Source organism: Acinetobacter sp. ANC 5600 (genome assembly GCF_002018395.1).
Taxonomy (GTDB): domain Bacteria; phylum Pseudomonadota; class Gammaproteobacteria; order Pseudomonadales; family Moraxellaceae; genus Acinetobacter; species Acinetobacter amyesii.
Window position 1 is genome coordinate 82,060 of the sequence record NZ_MVKW01000005.1, and the last position, 22,953, is coordinate 105,012.

Annotated in this window: 19 protein-coding genes and 1 pseudogene; 9 read left to right on the top strand and 11 right to left on the bottom strand. The window is 39.3% G+C overall.

The features are described from left to right. Positions 1-8: 8 nt before the first annotated feature. The gene (gene tauA / locus B1201_RS12290; protein WP_078193792.1) at positions 9-1,043 is read right to left on the bottom strand and encodes a taurine ABC transporter substrate-binding protein; all 1,035 of its coding nucleotides are present in this window, start codon (positions 1,041-1,043) and stop codon (positions 9-11) included. A 182-nt stretch (positions 1,044-1,225) separates the two neighbouring features. Beyond that, positions 1,226-2,119 carry a LysR substrate-binding domain-containing protein gene (locus B1201_RS12295; RefSeq protein ID WP_078190935.1) on the bottom strand — a complete coding sequence of 298 codons (894 nt, stop codon included), beginning with the start codon at positions 2,117-2,119 and terminating at the stop codon, positions 1,226-1,228. A 190-nt stretch (positions 2,120-2,309) separates the two neighbouring features. Here B1201_RS12295 and B1201_RS12300 point away from each other — a divergent pair, with 190 nt between their 5' ends. Beyond that, the gene (locus B1201_RS12300; protein ID WP_078193793.1) at positions 2,310-3,011 is read left to right on the top strand and encodes an HAD family hydrolase; all 702 of its coding nucleotides are present in this window, start codon (positions 2,310-2,312) and stop codon (positions 3,009-3,011) included. A gap of 89 nt (positions 3,012-3,100) precedes the next feature. Here the strand turns inward: B1201_RS12300 and B1201_RS12305 are convergent, their stop codons facing one another. From B1201_RS12305 to B1201_RS12320, 4 genes are all read right to left on the bottom strand, one after another. Further along, complete coding sequence (locus B1201_RS12305) at positions 3,101-3,418, bottom strand: hypothetical protein (protein ID WP_373684752.1); 318 nt, start codon at positions 3,416-3,418, stop codon at positions 3,101-3,103. A gap of 223 nt (positions 3,419-3,641) precedes the next feature. After that, positions 3,642-5,141, bottom strand: a complete 1,500-nt coding sequence (locus tag B1201_RS12310; protein WP_171263795.1) for a succinate CoA transferase — start codon at positions 5,139-5,141, stop codon at positions 3,642-3,644. Between the two features lie 133 nt (positions 5,142-5,274). Continuing rightward, a complete protein-coding gene (locus B1201_RS12315; protein WP_078193795.1) occupies positions 5,275-6,444 on the bottom strand; it encodes a thiolase family protein in 1,170 nt (389 codons plus the stop codon). A gap of 101 nt (positions 6,445-6,545) precedes the next feature. Then, positions 6,546-8,324 (bottom strand): acyl-CoA dehydrogenase C-terminal domain-containing protein, encoded by a 1,779-nt coding sequence (locus B1201_RS12320; RefSeq protein ID WP_078193796.1) that lies wholly within the window; start codon positions 8,322-8,324, stop codon positions 6,546-6,548. 605 nt (positions 8,325-8,929) lie between these two features. Here B1201_RS12320 and B1201_RS12330 point away from each other — a divergent pair. Continuing rightward, positions 8,930-9,535, top strand: coding sequence for a TetR/AcrR family transcriptional regulator (locus B1201_RS12330; protein ID WP_078190941.1), 606 nt, complete (start codon positions 8,930-8,932; stop codon positions 9,533-9,535). Positions 9,536-9,600: 65 nt separating this feature from the next. Here B1201_RS12330 and B1201_RS12335 read toward each other — a convergent pair whose 3' ends face one another. From B1201_RS12335 to cysK, 5 genes and pseudogenes are all read right to left on the bottom strand, one after another. Then, the gene (locus tag B1201_RS12335; RefSeq protein WP_078190942.1) at positions 9,601-9,795 is read right to left on the bottom strand and encodes a heavy-metal-associated domain-containing protein; all 195 of its coding nucleotides are present in this window, start codon (positions 9,793-9,795) and stop codon (positions 9,601-9,603) included. Between the two features lie 66 nt (positions 9,796-9,861). After that, positions 9,862-10,281 carry a Cu(I)-responsive transcriptional regulator gene (gene cueR, locus B1201_RS12340; protein WP_078193798.1) on the bottom strand — a complete coding sequence of 140 codons (420 nt, stop codon included), beginning with the start codon at positions 10,279-10,281 and terminating at the stop codon, positions 9,862-9,864. Between the two features lies 1 nt (position 10,282). Then, entirely contained in the window at positions 10,283-12,721 is a 2,439-nt protein-coding gene (locus B1201_RS12345; protein ID WP_373684751.1) for a heavy metal translocating P-type ATPase, read from the bottom strand. A 72-nt stretch (positions 12,722-12,793) separates the two neighbouring features. Next, positions 12,794-12,955 (bottom strand): annotated as a pseudogene (locus B1201_RS17310) (cation transporter); the annotation flags it as partial. A 571-nt stretch (positions 12,956-13,526) separates the two neighbouring features. Beyond that, a complete protein-coding gene (cysK, locus tag B1201_RS12350; RefSeq protein WP_078193800.1) occupies positions 13,527-14,525 on the bottom strand; it encodes a cysteine synthase A in 999 nt (332 codons plus the stop codon). 282 nt (positions 14,526-14,807) lie between these two features. Here cysK and B1201_RS12355 point away from each other — a divergent pair, with 282 nt between their 5' ends. The 7 genes from B1201_RS12355 to B1201_RS12385 all read left to right on the top strand — a co-directional run bounded on the left by B1201_RS12355 (position 14,808) and on the right by B1201_RS12385 (position 22,916). Continuing rightward, positions 14,808-15,125 (top strand): ArsR/SmtB family transcription factor, encoded by a 318-nt coding sequence (locus B1201_RS12355; RefSeq protein WP_078193801.1) that lies wholly within the window; start codon positions 14,808-14,810, stop codon positions 15,123-15,125. Between the two features lie 303 nt (positions 15,126-15,428). Beyond that, complete coding sequence (locus B1201_RS12360; RefSeq protein ID WP_078193802.1) at positions 15,429-17,165, top strand: SulP family inorganic anion transporter; 1,737 nt, start codon at positions 15,429-15,431, stop codon at positions 17,163-17,165. Between the two features lie 204 nt (positions 17,166-17,369). Continuing rightward, positions 17,370-18,563, top strand: a complete 1,194-nt coding sequence (gene sstT, locus B1201_RS12365) for a serine/threonine transporter SstT (protein WP_078193803.1) — start codon at positions 17,370-17,372, stop codon at positions 18,561-18,563. A gap of 34 nt (positions 18,564-18,597) precedes the next feature. Then, positions 18,598-19,272, top strand: coding sequence for a YoaK family protein (locus B1201_RS12370; protein WP_078193804.1), 675 nt, complete (start codon positions 18,598-18,600; stop codon positions 19,270-19,272). A gap of 12 nt (positions 19,273-19,284) precedes the next feature. Then, a complete protein-coding gene (locus B1201_RS12375) occupies positions 19,285-19,821 on the top strand; it encodes a DUF2058 domain-containing protein (RefSeq protein WP_078193805.1) in 537 nt (178 codons plus the stop codon). 246 nt (positions 19,822-20,067) lie between these two features. Beyond that, a complete protein-coding gene (locus B1201_RS12380; protein ID WP_078193806.1) occupies positions 20,068-21,318 on the top strand; it encodes a mechanosensitive ion channel family protein in 1,251 nt (416 codons plus the stop codon). Positions 21,319-21,632: 314 nt separating this feature from the next. Continuing rightward, positions 21,633-22,916: a GGDEF domain-containing protein gene (locus tag B1201_RS12385; RefSeq protein WP_078193807.1), complete on the top strand. Its 1,284-nt coding sequence runs from the start codon at positions 21,633-21,635 to the stop codon at positions 22,914-22,916. Positions 22,917-22,953: the final 37 nt, after the last annotated feature.

Below are 22,953 nucleotides of genomic sequence, written 5' to 3' on the forward strand. Positions count from 1 at the left end.
TCACATCCTTAAGGCTGAACAAATAATGCTGTCACATTGCTCTTGTAATCGGCTTTGACTTTATCTACTTTGCCTTGGGCTTTTAAAAAGGTTGCTGTATCTAAAATATTCTTGGCAAAATCTGTGCTGAAACTTTGAGCTTGCTGCTGCTGGTTCAAATAAATATTGCCTGATAGCAGTAATGGAATATCTTTCGCATCAGAACCGGTTAATTGCGCAATGCTATTGATATAAGCTGTATTCGCTTCAAACGCTTTCGGATCTTGATTGTATTCATCTATTTTCTTTAAAGAAGTTTGAACAAAGGACTTTAAAAACTCAGGATTTTTCTCTGCAAAGTCTTTACGAACCACCCAAACATCAAATGTTGGTGCGCCCCATTCTGCAACTTGCTTAGAATCGGTCAGAACTTTACCTGTGGCACTCGCCTTGCTTAAAGCAGGTTCCCATACATAAGTCGCGTCAATATCGCCACGTTCCCACGCCGCAGAAATTTCAGGTGGGCGTAAGTTAATAATTTTGACGTTAGACTCTGACAGATTCCAATGCTTCAATGCAGAAAGCAGGCTGTAATGTGCTGTAGAAACAAAAGGGACAGCAATGGTTTTGCCCTTTAAGTCTTCAGGTTTTTCAATGCCTGATTTATTGCTCACCACTAAGGCTTCTGAAGCACCCAGTTTTGCTGCGATAAAAAACACTTCAATAGGTAAATCACGGCTGGCGGCAGCAGCTAAAGGACTGGTACCAATATTGCCAATACTGACATCACCTGATGCCAAAGCATTTACAACGTCTGCGCCCGTATCAAATTTTTTCCATTCTATGGGCTGTTGGCTGTCTTTTTCATAGTCGCCATTGGCCTGCGCCACTTTGCTCGGATCAACACCCGTTTGATAGGCAATGACTACCGCTTTCTGATCTTTTTGCGCAATTGCAGCCGTTGAAGTGTCAGGAGTAGATTTTTTAGCTTGGAAATATACGAAAGCAGCGATCGCCACAATGACGATCGCCGTAATAATTAAAGGTTTTGATTTGCCGCTCATATTTTTTTCATAAAAAGTGATAACTAATTCACATACTAATCAGTCAGCTTTATGATGAAAAATAAGTTAATTGACAATATTTATCACAAAATTGCATTTATCGATTAGTGGAATGCTTATGCTTTTATTCACTAAACGTCTCGCAATCAATTTTTCTACACGAGATCTTTTAATGGTATTTTTTACTTCACTAAGATTTCATGGAACATATGACGCAGCCATTGATGGCTGGTTTTATGATGACACGACATATGCCAATATTGCTTCACGCCATAGGTTGGAAATGCAATCGGCGCATCAAATATTTTTAAGTTACCACGTGAAAGCAATACTTCACTCAAGTAGTACGGCACAGTTGCAATCGCATCAGTGTCTTGCACAACCAAGCCCACACCTAAATAACTAGGTAACCGCATCAAAATATCACGTTTTAAATCAAGGTTAAGCAGCTCATTTTCAATATGGTAGTGCCCCATCCCTGCATCAATATCAATGTGCGACTCTGATAAATATTGCTCAGTTGTAATGGTGTCACCCGTTAATCGTGGATGATCCTTAGCTGCAATCACCACATAATATTGCTCAAACAGTTTTTGTTGATAAAAACCGCTTTCCAAATGTGGTAAAAACCCCAATGCTAAATCAATTTCACCATTCGCCATTTGATAACTGGTTTCAGTGGTAATCGGGCGTACATTCAGACGTATTTGTGGCGCGTGTTTTTTTAGATATTGGCTGATTTTAGGCAATAAAACCAAATGCGAAACATCGGTCATGGCCAAAGTAAATTGTTGATCTGAAATGGCTTGATCAAAATTAATCGTAAAATTATTAATGGCTTCGACTTTACTCAAGGCTTCGCTAACTAAAGGAAATAATTGACGCGATAACTCCGTAGGCACCATTTCATTGCCGATACGTAAAAATAAGGGGTCGTTATAATGCTGTCGTATTTTATTTAAAATATTACTGACTGTAGGCTGACTCATCTGCAAGTGTTCAGCAGCTTGTGACACATTTTTGTACTTATAAACATGAAAAAAAATGCTAAGAAGTTTACAGTCCAATTCAAACACGAAAGATTTAATCCCTAATTAAATATTGCAAGTTATGCTGTGCATCATCTGCTGAATTATACAAAAAGCCAATAACGAAATATTACTTTTATTGCAGATGAAACGCCAGTTTAGCCTGCTCAGTTGCATTTGGCTTTTCAACACTCCAATCCGTCCGCATAATAGACACAGCTCGAATTTGGATATCAACATGCTTCAAGGAAAAAAACTGGTTTGTTTTGATTTAGATGGCACACTTATCGACTCTGTTGGCGTGTGGAATCAGGTCGACGCAGATTTGATTCAACAGTTAACTGGACAAACCATCCAACTGGGTTTCATTCAACGTGAACGTGACATTCAGCTGCAATTATTTAAAAATACACCAGACCCTTACTTAATGTACTGTAACTATCTAAAAGATACTTATAAGATTGAACAACACACAGCAGATCAAATCAAACAGCAGCGATATGCCATTTCACAGCATTTTTTAGAACATATCATCTTGCTTAAACCACATGCAGCGTTATTTGTTCAACAGCTCATTCAGCAAGGCATTCAGGTGGCAATTACCACCACGACCAGCCTGCAAAATATTTATCGATATCAAAAAAATATTAACATCTATCCAATGCTGCATTTTGAAAATAGCTTTGATCTGATCCTGACCCGTGAAAGTGTCAAAAATATTAAGCCGCATCCTGAAGTCTATTTACAGGCGATTGAACATTTTGCAGTTCGACCTGAAGAATGTTTAATTTTTGAAGATTCACTCATTGGTGTAGAAGCTGCAAATGCAGCAGGCATTGAAGTGGTTGCCGTGTATGATGCATATTCAGAGCACGAAATTGAGCAAATCAAAAATAAAGCGGATTATTTTATCCATGATTTCTCTTCGGTTCTGAACTAAGTTAAAGTAAATAAGCGTTCGCTTAAAAGTTAAAAAGCAGCCCAACTTAGAGGCTGCTTTTGATATTTTTGCATCTATAGATAATTGATCTATTTTACTTTTTTATAAATTGATCCAGACCCGACTAAATTTCCAGTTTTTTCGTCAATCGCAAATTCAACAGCACCTGTACCAGAGTTTACAGCCAGTAACCCAGATTCAGCGACAGATGCAGGTACAGGATTTTTCTTTTCAGATTTACCAGTTTGTTTATCTTTTAAAGTATTGGTAATGAAATAGTTTTCACCATTTTTACTAATAATCAGCGCATTTTCAAGTTGCGGATCTACTGCGGTATTTTGCCATGTTCCTGCATAATCAGGCGCTGGACTTTCTTTACATGCAGTGAGGAAAACTGCGAACAACATCGCAGAAAATAATTGAATCTTTTTCAAAATACTGACCTTCTTTGTCAATGAGTTTTGCATTATAGAAAGCCTTGAAGAGAACTTAAGACCGTTCATGTTGTGCAAAAGTTGCAAACCAAGTCCTGCTGTTTTTCTTTTGTCATGTTTTGAAACATTTGTAGTCTTTCATAATAAATAAACCCACTTGATTGTGGGCTTATTTAAATATTTTCAATCTTTAGGTTTATACGATTTGACGCATTGAACCGGTTTCTTCAAATGTGGCATGCCAAGACAAAGCCTCTTTTAAAATATGCGGCGTTTGACCACCAAGCTCACATGCGCGTTCAAAGTAGCTCAACAATGCTGCGCGATAATCTGGATGTGCACAGATTTCAATGACTTTACGTGCACGCTCACGTGGTGAAAGACCACGTAAATCTGCCAAGCCCTGCTCTGTAACCACGATGTCAACGTCGTGGTCAGTATGGTCGGTATGACTCACCATTGGCACCACAGATGAAATCGCACCACCTTTTGCAATCGACTTGGTTACGAAAATGGCAATGTGCGCATGACGAGTAAAGTCTCCTGAACCGCCAATACCGTTCATCATTTTCGTACCCGTCACATGGGTCGAATTTACGTTTCCGTAAATATCAAACTCAAGCGCAGTATTAATCGCAATAATGCCTAAACGTCGAATGATTTCAGGGTTATTGGATAGCTCTTGTGGACGTAACACAATTTTGTCTTTGTACTGATCAAAATTGTTCATCACATGCTGTGCACAAGGCTCAGACAGCGTCATTGAACAGCCTGAGGCAAATTTCATTTTTCCAGAATCAATTAGCTGGAAAGTACAGTCTTGTAGTACTTCTGAATACATTTCCAAATCATGGAAATTAGAATGCTCAAAACCTGCGAATACAGCATTGGCAATCGAACCCACACCTGACTGTAGCGGGCCCAAATTTTCAGGCAAACGCCCTGCTGCCACTTCACCTTCAAAGAAATCAATCAGATGCTGAGCAATCGCTAGGGTTTCAGCATCAGGTTCATCCATTTTAAACTGGGTATCTGGCAGATCATTCAACACAATAGCTGAAATCTTATCGGGGCTGACATTTATCCCAATCGTACCAATACGTTCACCAACCTGAGTCAGTGGAATTGGCCCACGGTTTGGTCGCGCTTTAGGCACATAAATATCATGTACACCTTCGAGCACTGGGTTAATCGTATTATCAATTTCAATAATCACATGATCTGCCATTTCAATGAAATTGGCTGAGTTACCACATGAACCTGTCGGAATAACTTGACCATCTTCTGTAATTGCAGTCGCTGCAATAACGGCCACATTAATGCGCGGCAAATTATGATGACGAATATTATCGGCCATTTCAGACAAGTGTTGGTCGATATACATGACCTCGCCAGCGTTGATGGCTTTACGTAAACCTGGATCTGCCTGATACGGATAACGACGTTCTATCGCATGCGCCGCATTGAGGCGACCATCGATACTATTTCCTAAACTAGCACCCGTTGCCAAAGTGATACGAAGAGGATGTGAAATTGCATGATCTGCAAGTGCCAATGGAACCGTCTTTGCCTCACCTGCACCACCAAAACCACTTAAACCAACCACTGAACCATCTTGAATTAACTCAATCGCTTTTTCAGCAGACATTACTTTGTCGCGAAGGGAGAGTAAGCGAATGCGATCTAAACCATTCATAATTAAATCTCAAAAAATAAATATCTCAAAATAAACATCTTTTTTCGCCATCCCAGCGAACTGAGATAGCGTTTGTTATTGCTTATCTAAAAACGTACTTATCTAAAAGCTTACTTATATAAATTGAGGCAAATTAAATCAGTTCAACCGCAATTGCAGTTGCTTCACCGCCACCAATACACAGTGCTGCGACACCTTTTTTACCGCCAGTGCGTTTTAAGGCATGAATCAGCGTCACAATAATACGTGAACCTGATGAACCTAGTGGGTGACCAAGTGAGCAAGCACCACCATGAATGTTCACTTTTGCTTCATCTAAGTTAAATCCATCAATCGCCAGCATTGTAACCATGGCAAATGCTTCATTGACTTCCCACAGGTCAACTTCTTGTGCATCCCAACCGGCTTGTGCAAGTACTTTCTCAATAGCACCGACTGGAGCAATCGTGAACTCTGACGGATGCTGTGAATTTGTAGCATAAGCAACGACTTTTGCCAGTGGTGTTAAACCACGTGCTTGGGCCGTTTCTTCTGATGTAACCACCAAAGCAGATGCACCGTCAGAAATTGAGCTGGCATTGGCAGCTGTGATCGTGCCGTCTTTTTTGAATGCAGGACGCAGTGTAGGGATTTTTTCAGGCTTAGCACTTAAAGGCTGTTCATCTGTGTCAACAACGACGTCACCTTTACGGCTTTTAACGGTAACCGGCACGATTTCATTTTTAAAGAAACCACCTTGAATCGCTGCAACGGCTTTATTGAGTGAGTTGATGGCAAAAGCATCTTGCTGTTCACGGGTATAGCCTTTTTTATCTGCCATATCTTGTGCAAGGATGCCCATCGACAAACCTGTCTCAGCATCTTCTAGGCCTTCTTGAAACATGTGGTCTGTGGTTTTACCATGACCCATACGATAGCCTGAACGCGCTTTTTCAAGTAAATATGGCGCATTTGACATCGACTCCATACCACCAGCAACCACAATATTGGCCGAACCGGCTTTAATCGCATCAGCTGCTTGCATCACTGCCTTCATGCCTGAACCACAAATTTTATTAATCGTGGTGGCACCCGTTGTATCTGGTAAGCCTGCTTGACGCATCGCTTGGCGTGCAGGACCTTGTTTAAGACCAGCCGGTAATACACAGCCAAAAATAACTTCGTCAATATCTGTAGGTTCTAAACCTGCACGTGCAACAACAGCCTGAATCGCTGCAGCACCTAAGTCTGGGGCTGTACAAGATGAAAGTGAACCCTGAAAACCACCCATCGCTGTACGTACGCCATCTACAATTACAATCATTTCTTATTTCATCCTGTTTTAAATCTTTTAACCCCAAGGAACCATGACTGGTTCCTCAGATTTTCCATCTTAATGTTTTTCACAGTGGTTTCGATGAAACTTTAAGATTGAGCGGTGAAGTATTCTTCAGATAGCTGCATGATAAGTTCAGAACCTGCTTTAATGCGTTGAGCACGGGCAGCAAGGTCAGGTAGAACTTTCTCAACATAGAAATCTGCGAGTACCAGTTTGTTTTGGAAGAAGCTCTCTGGTTTTGCAGCCGCAGCTTTGCTAATACGTGCAAACATATAAACAAAGCTGAGTAAACCAACTGCATGCAGATAATCGACTGCAACCGAACTGCTAAAGTCTGGTGTAGTTTTAGATTGTTCAATAATGAATTGCGTTAATGCTTCAACTTCGTCAGAAACTTGCAATGCTGCAGATTTAACTTTTGAATCTGCCATGGTTGCAGCAAAATCACGAATTTCAGTAATGTATTCGGCAATAAATGCACCATTACATTTCGTGGTTTTACGTCCAATTAAATCAATCGCTTGTACGCCATTTGTGCCTTCGTAAATCTGTGAAATACGTAAGTCACGAATGCATTGCTCCATACCCCATTCACGGATATAGCCATGACCACCAAAGCACATTTGCGCTTCTAAAGTAGCTTGTAGGGCTGTATCTGTTAGGTAGGCTTTTGCAATAGGTGTCAATAAAGCCACGCGGTCATTGGCTTTTTTCACAGCAGCTTCGTCAGTTGAATATTTTGTAATATCCAGTTGCTGGCCAACATACACAGCAAATGCACGAGATGCTTCGTTGTTGGCGCGTACATTCAACAACATACGACGTACATCACCATGTACTAAAATAGAGTCTGCTGGTTTTTCAGGAGATTTTACACCTGTCGCAGAACGACCTTGTAGACGATCAGTCGCATACTGTGCAGCATTTTGGTAAGCAAATTCTGCTGCGCCAATCCCTTGGATACCCATCGATAAACGTTCGTAGTTCATCATGACAAACATCGCCGCAAGACCTTCGTTTTCTTTACCAACGATATAACCTTTGGCACCATCAAAGTTCATAACACACGTTGCAGAACCTTTAATACCCATCTTGTGTTCAATTGAACCCGCTGATACGGCATTACGTTCACCGACTGAGCCATCGGCATTGACATGGAATTTTGGAACGATAAACAATGAAATACCACGTGAACCCGCAGGTGCATTTGGCGTTTTTGCTAACACAAGATGGATGATGTTTTCACACAGATCATGTTCACCACTGGTGATGAAAATTTTCGTGCCTGTAATGTTAAATGAACCATCTTCATTCGGCTCTGCTTTGGTTTTAATGATCCCCAAATCAGTCCCTGAATGTGGTTCAGTTAAACACATAGTGCCTGACCATTCACCCGTATAAAATTTTGGAAGATAGGTTTCTTTTTGCTCTTGCGAAGCACGGTCATTAATCGCCATACCTGCACCCACAGTCAGTAGTGGATACAACATAAATGATGGATTGGTACTCCAAATCATTTCGTCAGCAAGTACCGTCAACATTTTCGGCATGTTTTGGCCGCCCCATTCTTCAGAAGCGCCTAAACCAACCCAACCACCTTCAGCGAATTGTTTAAAAGCGTCTTTAAACCCTGTAGGCGTAGTAACAACACCATTACTAAACTGCGCACCACCTTCTTCATCTGCAGTACGGTTCAAGTCTAGAATAACGTTTTTAGAAAACTTAGCCATTTCTTCTAAAATGGCATTTGCAGTCGCCATATCAATATGAGCTAAGTTTTCATTTGACTGCCAGAACTCATCTGCATTGAATACATCATTTAAGATGAAGTCCATGTCCTTTAACGGCGCATTGTATATTGGCATTGTACTTTCCTTTTCTACAGGCTTTGTCAGCGTCTTTGACAAAGTACTTTTTTAAAGTTGCACGCTCCCGCACAAAATCATCAAATCAATTTTGTGTGGATTTTTTAAAGATCTGTTTTTTCAGATAGATATCTAAAATGGATATAGATAATGTGTTTTTACCGACAAGTGGAAAATAACCACCTGATATTTTGAGCAGCATTATTTTATTACAATTAAATAAATTTATTGAATTGAATAAATTTATAATTGGTAATTGATTAAAACCAAACATAATAGTACCTATAATCATGTTTAATTTAGGGTGTATTAATAACATAACAACCAAGACCGTTTTGTTAAATGCTGCTTTTGTTGTAAAAGCGAAAAGACAATAAATTAAAAAAAATAAAAATGGAATTTTATTTCAAAAAAATGACCTCAAGGGTTCAGTTTTATTGACATTAATTTTATGCTATGAATTCTATATGTTTTACGCACTCTACTAATGTGTTTATTTTTAAACCAATTTATGTAATATTTGAGACCATAGTGGAATGTAAGATTCACAAGATTTAGCTTAAGCTAGGCTTGTTCACCCTCAAGATGTTTATGGAACAGTTATCATGAGTTCAGTACGCCAACAAAATTTTATCCTTCGCAAGGAAAAAATTTTAGCCATGGCAGAAACCCTGCTATTAGATAATAATCAAGACATCACCTTAAGTGAGTTAGCTTGTGAACTAGATATTGCCAAAGGCACGATTTATAAACATTTTAAAAGTAAAAACCAATTATATTTAGAACTGATTATCTTAAATGAAAAACGATTATTAGAAATTTCAAAAAAATATAATCATGATATTAAAACTTATGTTTCACAATATATGCTTTATAATATGTTGAATTCTAATAGAACTATATTATTACATGTCATTGAAGAACGCTTAACGAATAATGAACGTAAATTAAAAGAGTTATTTGAAGAGCTCTATCGTGTTCGTGAAGAACGTATTATTGAAATTAAGGATATGACCAGTGATTATCTAAAATCACTTGAAAGCGCAATGTCGATACGTGATTATTTATCTTATATTTGGACGGTCACTTATGGTGCATCCCTACTCCTCAATTCAACGCATTATCAAAAATCAATCGGTTCACGTGAACGCTTAATCAAGCTATATATTAATCAGGCGCTGATGACGCCAGATAAAATTTCAGCCGTATAGAATTGATTTATAAATAAAAAAGCCGAACAATTGTTCGGCTTTTTTTTCATTAAACAATATCTAGGTTATGCAATCACAGGTGGGAAGCCATCTTCGGTTAAAGCGCTAATCAATTGCTCTGCACTGGCACTAGATTCAACGTCAACTAATTTTGTAGCTACATCAATAGTGACCGTTGCATTTTCGTCTAAGTCTTTAATCGTTGCTGTTACGCTACGGGCACAACCACCGCATGTCATATTATCAATACGAAATTTCATGATATTCATCCTTCTTTTCTAATAACAACACTATAAACCTTGCCACGATTGTAAGGTCAAGCGGATTTAAATCTTTGCTGTATGGCAGCACTCAGCCATGCCCGTTTCGATTTGATTTAAAATCGTACAATCGGCTTGATCATTACCGGCACAGCCATCTACAGATTGTTGCAAGATCTCAACCATGGCCTGTAAGTCTGCGATTTTTTGATTTAAGGTCTGGATATGTTTTAACGCCAATGCTTTAACTTCTACACTTTGCCGACTTTGATTTTTCCAAAGCTCAAGTAAATCTTTCATTTGTTCAGAAGAAAAACCTAAATCACGCGCATGTCTTAAGAAACTCAAGGTTTTAATATCGGCTTCCGAGTAAACTCGATAGCCGGCATCGGTGCGCTGCGCATTATTTAACAGCCCAATCGATTCATAATAGCGGATCATTTTTGCAGAAATGCCCGATGCTTTCGCTGCTTGTCCAATATTCATCTCAAGACTCCTGAAAAACTGGCCCTTTAAATGCTTTTAAACGCAAGGCATTTGACACAACAAACACCGATGAAAGTGCCATTGCACCTGCGGCGAACATAGGTGAAAGCAATATGCCAAAGAATGGATATAACACACCTGCAGCGACGGGAATCAATGCTGCATTGTAAATAAATGCCCAAAATAGATTTTGGCGAATATTATTCATCGTCGCAGTACTCAGTGCGATTGCTGTCGGTACCATTTGTAAATTACCCGACATAAGCACAACGTCCGCAGCCTCTATCGCCACATCTGTCCCTGTACCAATCGCCATGCCCACATCTGCTTGCGCAAGTGCAGGCGCATCATTAATGCCATCGCCGACAAAACAAACAACACCATGTTCTTTTTGCAATTGTTGTACAGATTGCACTTTTTGGTCTGGCATTACTTCAGCGATTACATGATCAATCTTCAACTGTCGTGCTATCGCAGTGGCAGTGTGTCGGTTGTCACCTGTAATCATGGCCACTTTCAGTCCTAAATCATGCAAAGCTTGAATGGCTGTAAAGGTTGTGGCTTTGATCGGGTCGGCTACAGCAACAATGGCAGCAAGCTGTTGATCGATCGATACATAGAGCGGGGTTTTCCCTTCATTGCCCATGCGTTCCGCCAGTGATGAAAAGATTTGTGTATCTAAACCAAGTTTATGCATCAAATGATCTGCACCGATAAAAATGCTTTGTCCTTCAACAACGGCCTGAATCCCAGCACCAGTCACGGAATCAAAATGCTCAACCTCTAAAAGTTGCACTTGCATCTCTTTTGCAGCTTGAACAATGGCATATGCAATCGGATGCTCAGATTTCTGCTCTACAGAGACCAATAACTGAAATACGCGATCTTTATCAAAAGCTTCAGTGACTTCAAAATCTGTCAGTTTCGGTTTACCTTCCGTCAATGTCCCTGTTTTATCGACTGCAACCACTTGAGTATTTTTGAGTTGTTGTAAGGCTTCACCTTTACGGAACAATACTCCAAGCTCTGCACCTCGCCCTGTACCGACCATAATAGACGTTGGTGTTGCCAAACCCATTGCACATGGACATGCGATGATCAGTACTGCTACAGCATTGACTAAGGCATAGGTTAAACTCGGTTCAGGTCCTACAACATACCAAACTAAAAAGGTGATCAAGGCCAACGCCATCACCACCGGTACAAACAATAACGTGACTTTATCCACCAAAGCTTGAATCGGTAATTTTGAACCCTGAGCCTGTTCAACCATATGGATAATTTGTGCCAAAACAGTATCTTGACCTACCGCAGTGGCTTGTATTTTCAAGGCCCCATTTTGGTTAATCGTTCCACCGACAACTTGATCACCGGCTTTTTTCTCGACAGGAATTGGCTCGCCACTGATCATGGATTCATCAATATAACTGTTCCCAGACACTACAGCACCATCGACTGGGCAACGTTCACCAGGCCGAATTTCAATCAACATACCTGTTTTAACATCACTAATCGGCAAATCTATAAAGGTACCAGATTGCTCTACACGTGCTGTTTTGGGTTGCATGCCGACTAAGTATTGAATAGCTTGCGATGTTTTACCTTTGGCTTTCGCCTCCATAAAACGACCCAAAAGAATCAACGCCACAATTACTGCGGCTGCTTCAAAGTACACATGAACCGTACCTTGCGGTAATAATTGCGGAGCAAATGTTGCAACACAAGAAAAACTATAAGCAGATAAAGTCCCGACTGCGACCAAAGAATTCATATCTGGGGCAAGTCGCGCAAGTGCTGGTATGCCGTGCTGATAAAAGCGTCTTCCGGGTAGGATTAACACCAAAGTGGTTAATATAAACTGAATATACCAACTATTTTGTGTCCCTAAATTATGTGCAATAAAATGATGAAAAGCTGGAATCATATGTGATCCCATCTCCAAGATAAAAACAGGAACAGCGAGTACCAATGCGATGATTAAATCACGTTTGAGTAACCGAGCTTCATCGGCTTTTTTTTCTGCCATTGTCGGTTGTAGTTGTGTAGCAACGGTCGCACTGTATCCCGCTTTTTTAACTGCCGCGATCAATTCTTGTGTTTTTGAAGCGGGAGCCTGAACAAAGGCTTTTTCACTGGCTAAATTTACCGTTGCTTTATTGACACCGTCTACAGCGTTTAAGGCTTTTTCAACCCGTGCCACACATGAAGCACAGGTCATTCCATCAATATTTAATTCAATATTGGGCTGTGCAATATGAAAACCTGCTTTTTCTACAGACTTCGCCAATGCAGAATTTTCAACAGATGCCAATGCCGTAATCGTGGCTTTTTCAGTTGCCAAATTCACTTTTGCATCGATGACTTCTGGAACTGTCTTTAATGCTTTTTCAACACGTGCAACACACGATGCGCAAGTCATCCCTTCAATTTCAAGCTCAATCTGCTTCTGTGCAACACCAAAACCTGCCTTTTCAACGGCCTGAATTACAGCAGAATAATCCACATTTTTATCACTCTGAACATGTGCTGTTTCAGTGGCTAAATTCACTTGAGCATCAGTGATGCCATCGACTTTTTTTAAGGCTTTTTCCACCCGTGCCACACAAGAAGCACAGGTCATCCCTTCAATAGCAAGTGTGCCGTCAAAAAGTTTGCGTTCTGTCGAATCTGTCATGGCAACATCCCAATCATATGTGCTTGTTTTAGGCTATAGCTTAAACTTTACCATAATGGGAAGGTCAAGTTTTTCTGACTCACAGCAAGGCTTTTCTTTAAGGTATAAAGAATTGCGAAGATTTAAAAACATAATCAATAATATTGAATAATGATTATTCAATTAGTTTATTTTTCTGATATTAAAACTACACCTTTCCTCATTATTCAGTAAGATAGAGATTCGTGACCACCAAACGAATTACTCTCTTTCGCATGTACAAACTGTCGAACATTTGCTTTAACTGCGCATATTTGTGTGCTTTTTTATTTTTAATTTTAAGTTGGAGTCTAGATCATATTGATGTTTGGCTCACTCAAGTGGTTATCCCTGCTGTCACGATATGCATACTCTTAGGCTTCCTGTTTAAATACATCGCTCGAAAGTTAGGACATGAACCACCTAAACGAAAAATTAAAAAACAAAATCCCAAAAACGATGATCAAGACGCTTCTTAAGACACGTACAAATAGCAAAATCATCAATAAAAAAGCCCATTCAAATGAATGGGCTTTTTTTCATGTCAGAATTATTAGTCAGCACTAATATCTTCAAATAAAACTGAAGAAAGGTAACGTTCACCACCATCCGGTAAAATGACCACAATGGTTTTGCCTGCATTCTCAGGACGTGCAGCAAGTTTTGCCGCAGCTGCCATTGCCGCGCCACTAGAGATACCCACTAAAATACCGTCATGAGTAGCCGTTTTACGCGCCCACTCAATTGCTTCAGCACTTTCAATACCGATCACTTCATCAACAAGGTCTAGATCTAAGTTACCCGGAATAAAGTTAGCTCCAATCCCCTGAATTTTATGCGGCCCAGGAGTCAGTGTTTCGCCTTTTTTCGCTTGGGCGATAATCGGAGATTCAGCCGGTTCTACCGCAACAGAATAAAGCGGCTGATTTTTCACTTTTTCAAAATAACTTGAAATGCCAGAAATCGTACCACCTGTACCTACACCCGATACTAAAATATCCACTTTACCACCGGTCGCTTCCCAAATTTCTGGGCCAGTGGTCAATTCATGAATTTTAGGGTTTGCAGGGTTTTCAAACTGTTGTGGTAAATAATACGTTTCAGGATGTTCGGCAACGAGGCGCTGTGCTTCTTCGACCGCACCTTTCATGCCTTTAGCAGGTTCAGTCAATACGAGATTTGCACCAAAAGACTTCAACACCTTACGGCGTTCTATACTCATACTTGCTGGCATGGTTAATGTAATTGCATAACCTTTCGCTGCTGCAACAAATGCCAAAGCAATCCCTGTATTACCACTCGTTGGTTCTACAATATGCATACCCGGTTTTAATAAACCTTTTTCTTCTGCATCTGCAATGAGAGCTGCGCCCACACGACATTTCACAGAAAATGCTGGGTTACGGCTTTCAACTTTAGCCAAGACCGTTGCATCTGACTGAATCGCACGATTAATACGAACTAAAGGTGTATTACCAATCGCTTCAGCATTATTACTATATACCGCGATACCTAAATTACTCGTTGCTGGAAAAGCTGAATCTGTTGTCATGACTATTTATCCCTTGTGTATTTATTGAATACGATCTTTAGATGATACAATTATTTTCAAAGTGTGCATGATTTTTTAAGCTAATGTCTTATATTTATGTGCATTTTGTGAAAGCTTGCACTAAAATCAAGCAATAAATTTAACTGATTAACTAAATTTAAACTTATAAAAATTAATGATATTTGATTTCATAAAAAACCATAGAAATTGTCTTATTTATTCAATGTATTAAGCCGTGATATCCGTATACTTGAGCTGTTGTTAATCGTATGGACATATCCAATGAATACCGATCTGGAAATCACTACTATGCGTGATTCTGCCGAATTAGTCGTGGGCGTTTTAAAGTCGCTGGCAAATACGGATCGTCTACTAATTTTATGTCATCTAGCACAGCAAGAATTGAATGTGTCTCAGATTGAAGAAATCACTGATATTAAACAGCCAACCCTCTCACAACAACTGATGATGTTACGCAAAAGTGATGTTGTGACCACGCGTCGTGATGGAAAGCAAATTTATTATTCAATTAAAGATGCAAATTTAGTTCAAGTTCTCAATACTCTTTACCAATTGTATTGCAACCAATCTTATAAATAACATTCAGTTATTTTAAAATTTCAAGCCAGACATGCTGTTCTTGCACCACTATAGATGAATCATCGCAATGGACAGCAATTCAATACCTTAATTTACCCTCCAAACTTCTTCAAAATATCTATATTTATATCGAATATCCAAAGCTTTAAATCAGCTCATACTTTTCATTAATTCATTTAAAATGATGGCTTCTTAAATATCCCCTTAAATTTCCTGCAATATTGTAAGGTCAAAATTTATTGAACAAGACTTCTTAGCATTTTTTATGCATAATATATATGAAATTGTGATTTAGATAAGTTTATGTCAGATTTAAAACCTCATTTCTTACAGAAATTTCCTGCTTGGCAGTGGTTACAGCACTACAGCACTGTGAAATTTAAATCTGATGTACTTGCTTCGCTGATCGTGATTGCCATGTTAGTCCCTCAAGGTATGGCGTATTCCATGCTGGCAGGTTTACCCCCAATCATGGGTTTATATGCCAGTATTTTACCGATGATTGTCTACGCACTCATTGGTGGAAGCTCAACCTTATCGATTGGCCCTGTGGCAATCATTTCGATGATGACTTTCGCCACGCTCAATCCGCTATTTGAAGTTGGTTCGCCTGTTTATATTGAAGCCGCTACACTTTTGGCCTTAATGGTCGGCCTGATTTCTCTGATGCTAGGTGTACTACGTTTTGGTTTTTTAATTCAGCTGATCAGTCATCCTGTCATTAAAAGCTTCATTATTGCTTCGGCTCTGCTCATTGCACTAGGTCAGTTTAAGTTTCTCGTCGATGTCCCGCTAAAAGCCAACAACATCCCTGAGTTTGTTTTAAGTCTGTGGGAATACCTGAGTTTAACTCACTTTGCTTCACTCATCTTTGGTGTGCTGGCCATACTGTTTTTAATCTATGTACCAAAAATGTTGGCCACTCAATCAATTCAATCTCGATTCGGCTCTACTGCCTTTCTAAGTAAAGCACTTCCATTGATACTAGTGGTGATCTCAATTGCATCGGTGATGTTATTTGACCTGCAAAATGTCGGCATTAAAACCGTCGGTGAAATTCCTTCAGGATTTCCACCCTTAAGCTTTCCACATTGGAACTGGGAACTGGTACAAACCTTACTGCCCGGTGCAACAATGATTGCCATGATCAGTTTTGTTGAGTCACTGTCTATTGCCCAAGCCACTGCCTTACAACAACGAAGCCAACTCAACAGTAACCAAGAGTTGGTCGCTCTAGGTTTAGCCAATCTAAGCGCTGGGGTTAGCTCTGCCTTTCCAGTGACGGGTAGCTTATCTCGTACAGTGGTTAATGCAGATGCAGGTGCAAAAACCCCGATGGCAGGTGTGTTGTCGTCATTGCTGATTATCGTTGTCAGTCTCTACTTCACTGGTTTTTTCCAAGACTTACCTTTAGTGATCTTGGCGGCCACAATTATTGTTTCCATTTGGAAATTAGTCGACTTTAAACCTTTTGTGGATACATGGCGTTATTCAAAAGCTGATGGTATAGCGATGTGGGTGACCTTTTTCGGTGTGGTGTGTATCGATATTTCTACAGGTCTCATTATTGGTATTATTTCTACCTTTATTCTGTTGTTATGGCGCATTAGTCGTCCACATATTGCGGTGATCGGCTTGGTTGAGGGCACACAGCACTTCCGCAATGTACAGCGCCATCATGTCTATACCGCACCACATATACTCTCGCTCCGTATAGATGAAAATATCTCGTTTTTAAATGCCAATACGCTTAAAGGTTTCTTGATCAATGAAGTCAGTGAAAATATTGATCTAGAGCATGTTGTTATCAACTGCTCAAGCGTCAGTTCAATTGACCTCAGTGCCTTAGAAATGTTGGAAGATTTAAATGCTGAATTATCAAAATTAGATATTCGACTGCATTTTTCCGAGGTCAAAGGTCCTGTCATGGACAAATTGCAGCACTCAAAATTACTCACGCATTTGAGTGGTCAAATTTTTCTCACCCACTATCAAGCCGTTACAGAGCTTGCGACAGCCAGTTCTGAGTACCAAATTTAAAGGCCTATTAGCTCACTGTTTAATCAATGCGAATTTGATAAACAGTGAGTTTTGAAGGGTTTACATTTTAATACACAAAAATAGATTATAAAAAACAAAGGTTTATTTTTAAATTAAATTATTTTTTAAGCATGCGACATTTTCGTATAAAATACAGGGCTAATTTTCATCATTTTGTCATTGTAATTCTGACAAGGCTCTCCTATGTTTTCAGCATTTACACGCTTGAGTTTAGTAACCCGAATTATTATCGCCATTATTTTAGGTGTATTGGTTGCTGTTGTTGCTCCAGGCGTTGCACCCTATTTAAGTTTGCTTGGTGATTTATTCATTAAGGCATTGAAATCCGTAGCACCGATACTGGTCTTTGTACTTGTGCTGTCATCCATTGCAAATTTCAAAGTGGGTAGCAGTAATGCATATATTAAACCAATTATATTGATGTACGCTATTGGTATGTTCCTTGCTGCTTTAAGTTCAGTAGTAGCAAGCCTTTTATTCCCTAGTACATTAATTCTTGATGTTGCTGCAGAAAACCTTGTGCCGCCAGGCAGTCTTGCTGAAATATTGAAAAACTTATTATTAAGTTTTGTCGCAAACCCTGTTACAGCAATTTCTGAAGCAAATTTCATTGGTATTTTGGCTTGGGCTGTTGCCTTAGGTATTGCATTTCGTCATGCATCAGAGAACACCAAAGTCTTTTTATCTGACGCTGCTGATGCAGTGAATAAAGTGATCCGTTTAGTGATTAACTTTGCACCTATTGGTATCTTCGGTTTGGTTGCTGTTACATTTGCCGACTCAGGTCTAAAAACGCTTGTTAGTTATGCGCACTTACTTGCGGTATTACTCGGTACCATGTTCTTTGTAGCTTTGGTCATTAACCCACTAATGGTGGCATTTATGACTCGCTCAAACCCGTTCCCATTGGTTTTCCAATGTCTACGTGAAAGTGGTATCACTGCATTCTTTACACGTAGTTCCGCTGCAAACATTCCAGTTAACTTAGACCTTGCAAAGCGTCTTGGTGTACCAGAGTCAACTGCAAGCGTAGCGATTCCTTTAGGTGCAACTGTCAATATGGCAGGTGCATCGGTCACAATTACAGTCCTCACACTAGCAGCAGTTCATACTTTGGGCATTTCTGTTGATTTCAGCACAATGTTGATTTTATCAGTCGTTGCTACCGTTTCTGCATGTGGTGCTTCAGGTGTTGCTGGTGGTTCATTGCTGCTTATTCCAGTGGCTTGTGGCCTGTTTGGTATTTCAAGTGATATCGCGATGCAAGTTGTAGCCATTGGTATGGTTATTAGCGTACTCCAAGATTCAACTGAAACCGCTTTAAACTCTTCGACTGACGTATTATTTACAGCTGCAGTAGACCGTGGTTTAAGATAATATCCTGATATTGGATGCTTTTTAAGGCGAGGCCATGCCTTTACAGACTTTACCGCTTTGGATACAACTGGGTGCTTTTTTCCTCGCAGTGAATGCAGGAATGATTAATGTACTTGGACTGGTGACCATCTTGCACCAGTCAGTATCTCACATGACCGGTAATGTCAGTATGTTAGCCATGGCCTTCATTGCATGGCAGCCAAATACGATTATTTATTTGATTTTAGTCTTACTCTGTTATGTGATTGGCTCATTTTATAGTGGGCTTATTCTTGGAAATAGTCACTTTAGCTTAACCAGACGTTATGGCGTCCCATTAAGCTTGGTGGCTTTTTTTATTGTCCTGTGTTGGCTACTATTGCCCTATTTTCCACGTTACGCTTTGCTTTGGGCATGTGTGGCTATGGGTGTACAAAATGCAATGGTTAGCCACTATAAAGGTACCATTATTCGTACCACACACCTTTCTGGTGTTTTGACGGACTTAGGTTTGGCTTTGGGTTATAAAGCCCGTGGACTTCCGGTTGAGTCTAAACGTGTGGTCTTACATTTATTAATTTTGGCGGGATTTATCGTTGGTGGCATACTTGCCAGTTGGCTTTATCCTTATTTAAAATTAAACGCATTCCTGATTCCTGCCGCACTCAGTTTAGTCATGAGCGCAGTATATTGGATCATCTATTTTCATTATCGACATATACACGATTAGTTGGAACGTATTATGGTTAAAAATGCATTACAGGCGCAACTGCTTAAAGCAGGTCTGGTCGATAATAAAAAGGCAAAAAAATTGTCTAAACAAGCCATACATGAAAAACGTACTGGTGAAAGTAAAGATGCTGAAATCAAGGCGAAAATTGAGCAAGATCAGCAGCAGAAAATGGCCAAAGATCATGCTTTAGAGCAAGATCGTAAAGCAGTTTTGCAAGAAAAAGAATTAAAAGCTGCCATCATGCAAATGATTAATCAGCATAAAATTCGTGATACCGATGGCGAATCGACCTATCAATTTATCGATGATGCCAAGATCAAAAAGCTTTATATCAATCAGCAAATTTATAATGCCCTCGTTGCCGGCAGTCTTGTTATTGCACGTGAAAATAGCAACTATGCTTTTTTACCAAAAGAATTAGCCGACCGTATTAATGCGAAAATGGAAGGCTTTATTATTGTGAATAATTCTGAAGTGAATGAGCAAACCACGGATGAAGAAGATCCATATGCAGCTTATGTAATTCCTGATGATTTAATGTGGTAAGCATTTCATATCACTAATGAAGCTCCCAATTAGGGAGCTTTTTTTAGCTCAACATTTATTTATTTTAGTTCATCAATTAGGTTATACCTTCAAAAAATCATTTTTAGCACAAAATAAGTAACATTATGGACTATACATGTCGTAACTCCGTAAAGTTTACGAGTATAAAATTGCTTATATAATCATCATAATTACAATAGTTTGATCATTAAGCCTTTCATTTACTTCAATAAGAGTAGGATAATTTTGGAAAAATTTCAGTTCATTAAAAATATTCAAGATTGGTCAGATCAATACCCTTGGTTAGAAATGCTGACATCGCTCAGTCTCATTATTGTTTTTGCCATTATTGCAAATTTTATCGCCAAGCAAATTGTGGTACGTGGTATTCGAAAGCTCGTATCTAAAATGGCCTTTAGCCATAGTCAAATTTTGTCAGAACATAGTGTGATTAAACGCTTTGCTAACATTGTTCCAGCAATTGTGATCTTAAATGGCATAACTACAGTCCCACATTTATCTGTGAAATTTACTTCAATCGTGCAGATGGCTTGTCAGGCTTTTATCTTCTTGACCATTGCTTTGGCAATTTCTGAATTACTGAATATTTTTAATCTGATTTACCAACGTAATCCAAAATCTAGAAACAAACCAATTAAAGGTTATTTGCAACTGGTCAAATTGATCATTTTTTTGGTGTGTGGCCTGATGATTTTAGGTACCTTCCTGAAAAAAGATGTATTTACATTACTCGCAGGCTTTGGTGCTATGGCGGCCGTGCTCATGTTGGTTTTTCAGAACACCATTTTGTCACTGGTTGCTTCGGTACAAATTTCTTCTTATGACATGGTGCGAATTGGTGACTGGATTGAGATGCCTTCGCTCAATGCGGATGGCGATGTCATTGATATGTCATTACATACCATTACCGTGCAGAACTTTGATAAGACCTTTACCACGATTCCAACCAATAAATTGGTGACTGATACCTTTAAAAACTGGCGTGGTATGGCTCAGTCAGGTGTTCGTCGTATCAAACGCTCACTTTATATTGATCAAAGCTCTATTCATTTCATGACACAGGATGAGCAAAACAAACTCAAAGAATTTTTATTATTAGATCAATATCTTGATCATAAGCATGAAGAGCTTGCTCAGTTTAATCAGCAACTTTCAAATCAATCGAAATATAATCAGCGCCGTTTAACCAATCTTGGGACCTTTCGTGCCTATGTAGAATTCTACTTACAACAGCATTCAGGCATTGCCCAACACCAAACGATTTTGGTGCGTCAGTTACAGCCCACGAGTGAAGGCATACCTTTAGAGATTTATGCTTTTAGTAAAACAATTGCATGGAAAGATTATGAAGCGATTCAATCGGATATCTTTGACCATCTGATTGCAATCACACCTGAGTTTGGTCTTAAAATCTATCAAGCTCCTTCTAGTGCCGATTTTAAAGACCTCGTTCAACCAAATGTCGATAAAAGTTAAGAGCTAAACTTTCCTCTCCCCATGTATATTCAAAGAAGAAATTCTGCAAATTAAAAAAGTCACAATGGCTTTTGAATATACATGGGGCTATCGCTTACCCCCCTCTACTTCCGCAATTACTTTAGATCATGCGATATAAGGAATAAAAGCGAATCAGATAAATGCGCTAATCGCTCGATTCCTTAAAAATATAATTCATCCGAAACAACTAAATATAATTAAAAAATCAGAACAAATACTATACAAATGTAGACATTTTTAGATACTATTTGTTAACAGTTGCATAAAAACGCTTCTAAAATAGGAACTTGATCATGGAAGGCCCCAATCAACCTTCTCGGAAATCAGTTAAAAACGAATCACAATTACTCATAGAATCGATGAATCGCACTTCTGCCCAACATACGCTCATACAGGCAGAAGCATGTGACCTAGAGAATCGTGTCCGTATTGAGCGTGCTTTATCCGACCCGATTGCACGTATCCCGGCACAGTTTAAAAATGCTTATTACAAGTTTTTGTACTATAACCAGAAAGATTATTTAAAACAGGTCAACTATTTCGCTCAATTGGCATTTTTAATCTATTTTTGGGCAGATCGCTATGTGCTGCCAGACGTAGAAATGCTTTCAGGTGTGATTCGTATCATTGCCATTATTGGTGCATTTAGCCTGAACTATGTTCTGTTTAAATATATCAAACAGATTAAATTGCTCGATTTGATTTTGCCACTCGCCACTTGCCTTTCAGCGATTCTCTGGTTTGAGATATTACTTCAGTCGCAAAATGAACTGGTTCATAGCTATCAATATGCCGCCATTATTTTGATTGTATTGGGTAATTTAAGTATTCATGTGCATTTTCGCCCTTCGATCATGACCTCTGCCATGATCTCGGCAGCGATACTTTTTGGCGCATGGCGCATTAATGATTTTGGTGATTTTACAATATTTTTATTGGTGTACGTTCCTGTGCTGCTGTTCAGTATGTATATCTGCTGGAACTCTACGCTCAACTCTCGTAAAACGTTTCTAAGAGCGCTGCTAGATGACTGGAACTTTCATACCCTGCGCAAAATTGCCCATACGGATGAATTAACCCAGTTAAGCAATCGTCGCCAATTTGTACATGCTGCAAATAAAAAAATCCAAGAAACCCCAATGACGGTCTGTACCAGTCTTTTGATTTTTGATGTCGATCATTTTAAAGCGATTAATGATCAATACGGACATGATGTCGGCGATCAAGTGTTATGCCAAATTGCTGAAATTGCACGGAAAGAAATGCGTTTTTACGATATATTGGCGCGTTTCGGGGGTGAAGAATTTATTGTACTTTTGCCTTATACCGTCCCAGAAGATGCATTAAAAATTGCTGAACGGTTAAGACATAAAATGGAACAATACCAGTTTTATATAGATGGTCAATTGCTGAAATTTTCGATCTCCATTGGTGTTTCCAAAATTGACCCTGACCACGCCAAACTTGATCAGTTAATTAAACAGGCCGATATTGCTCTATACGAAGCAAAACGCCAAGGTCGTAATCGGGTTGTACATTTTAATTCTATAAACTTTTGCAGCCAAGCTTTTAAGTAAATAAACAAATCAAAATGGAGAAAAACCAGCGAATCCA

What these genes read in the sequence shown, in the direction of transcription:
- tauA (WP_078193792.1), bottom strand. Translation starts at nt 1,043, where the DNA reads ATGAGCGGCAAATCAAAACCTTTAATTATTACGGCGATCGTCATTGTG.
- B1201_RS12335 (WP_078190942.1), bottom strand. Translation starts at nt 9,795, where the DNA reads ATGAAATTTCGTATTGATAATATGACATGCGGTGGTTGTGCCCGTAGC.
- B1201_RS12355 (WP_078193801.1), top strand. Translation starts at nt 14,808, where the DNA reads ATGAATACCGATCTGGAAATCACTACTATGCGTGATTCTGCCGAATTA.
- B1201_RS12360 (WP_078193802.1), top strand. Translation starts at nt 15,429, where the DNA reads ATGTCAGATTTAAAACCTCATTTCTTACAGAAATTTCCTGCTTGGCAG.
- B1201_RS12375 (WP_078193805.1), top strand. Translation starts at nt 19,285, where the DNA reads ATGGTTAAAAATGCATTACAGGCGCAACTGCTTAAAGCAGGTCTGGTC.
- B1201_RS12330 (WP_078190941.1), top strand. Translation starts at nt 8,930, where the DNA reads ATGAGTTCAGTACGCCAACAAAATTTTATCCTTCGCAAGGAAAAAATT.
- B1201_RS12370 (WP_078193804.1), top strand. Translation starts at nt 18,598, where the DNA reads ATGCCTTTACAGACTTTACCGCTTTGGATACAACTGGGTGCTTTTTTC.
- B1201_RS12300 (WP_078193793.1), top strand. Translation starts at nt 2,310, where the DNA reads ATGCTTCAAGGAAAAAAACTGGTTTGTTTTGATTTAGATGGCACACTT.
- B1201_RS12305 (WP_373684752.1), bottom strand. Translation starts at nt 3,418, where the DNA reads ATGTTGTTCGCAGTTTTCCTCACTGCATGTAAAGAAAGTCCAGCGCCT.
- B1201_RS12385 (WP_078193807.1), top strand. Translation starts at nt 21,633, where the DNA reads ATGGAAGGCCCCAATCAACCTTCTCGGAAATCAGTTAAAAACGAATCA.
- B1201_RS12320 (WP_078193796.1), bottom strand. Translation starts at nt 8,324, where the DNA reads ATGCCAATATACAATGCGCCGTTAAAGGACATGGACTTCATCTTAAAT.
- B1201_RS12315 (WP_078193795.1), bottom strand. Translation starts at nt 6,444, where the DNA reads ATGATTGTAATTGTAGATGGCGTACGTACAGCGATGGGTGGTTTTCAG.
- cysK (WP_078193800.1), bottom strand. Translation starts at nt 14,525, where the DNA reads ATGACAACAGATTCAGCTTTTCCAGCAACGAGTAATTTAGGTATCGCG.
- cueR (WP_078193798.1), bottom strand. Translation starts at nt 10,281, where the DNA reads ATGAATATTGGACAAGCAGCGAAAGCATCGGGCATTTCTGCAAAAATG.
- sstT (WP_078193803.1), top strand. Translation starts at nt 17,370, where the DNA reads ATGTTTTCAGCATTTACACGCTTGAGTTTAGTAACCCGAATTATTATC.
- B1201_RS12310 (WP_171263795.1), bottom strand. Translation starts at nt 5,141, where the DNA reads ATGAATGGTTTAGATCGCATTCGCTTACTCTCCCTTCGCGACAAAGTA.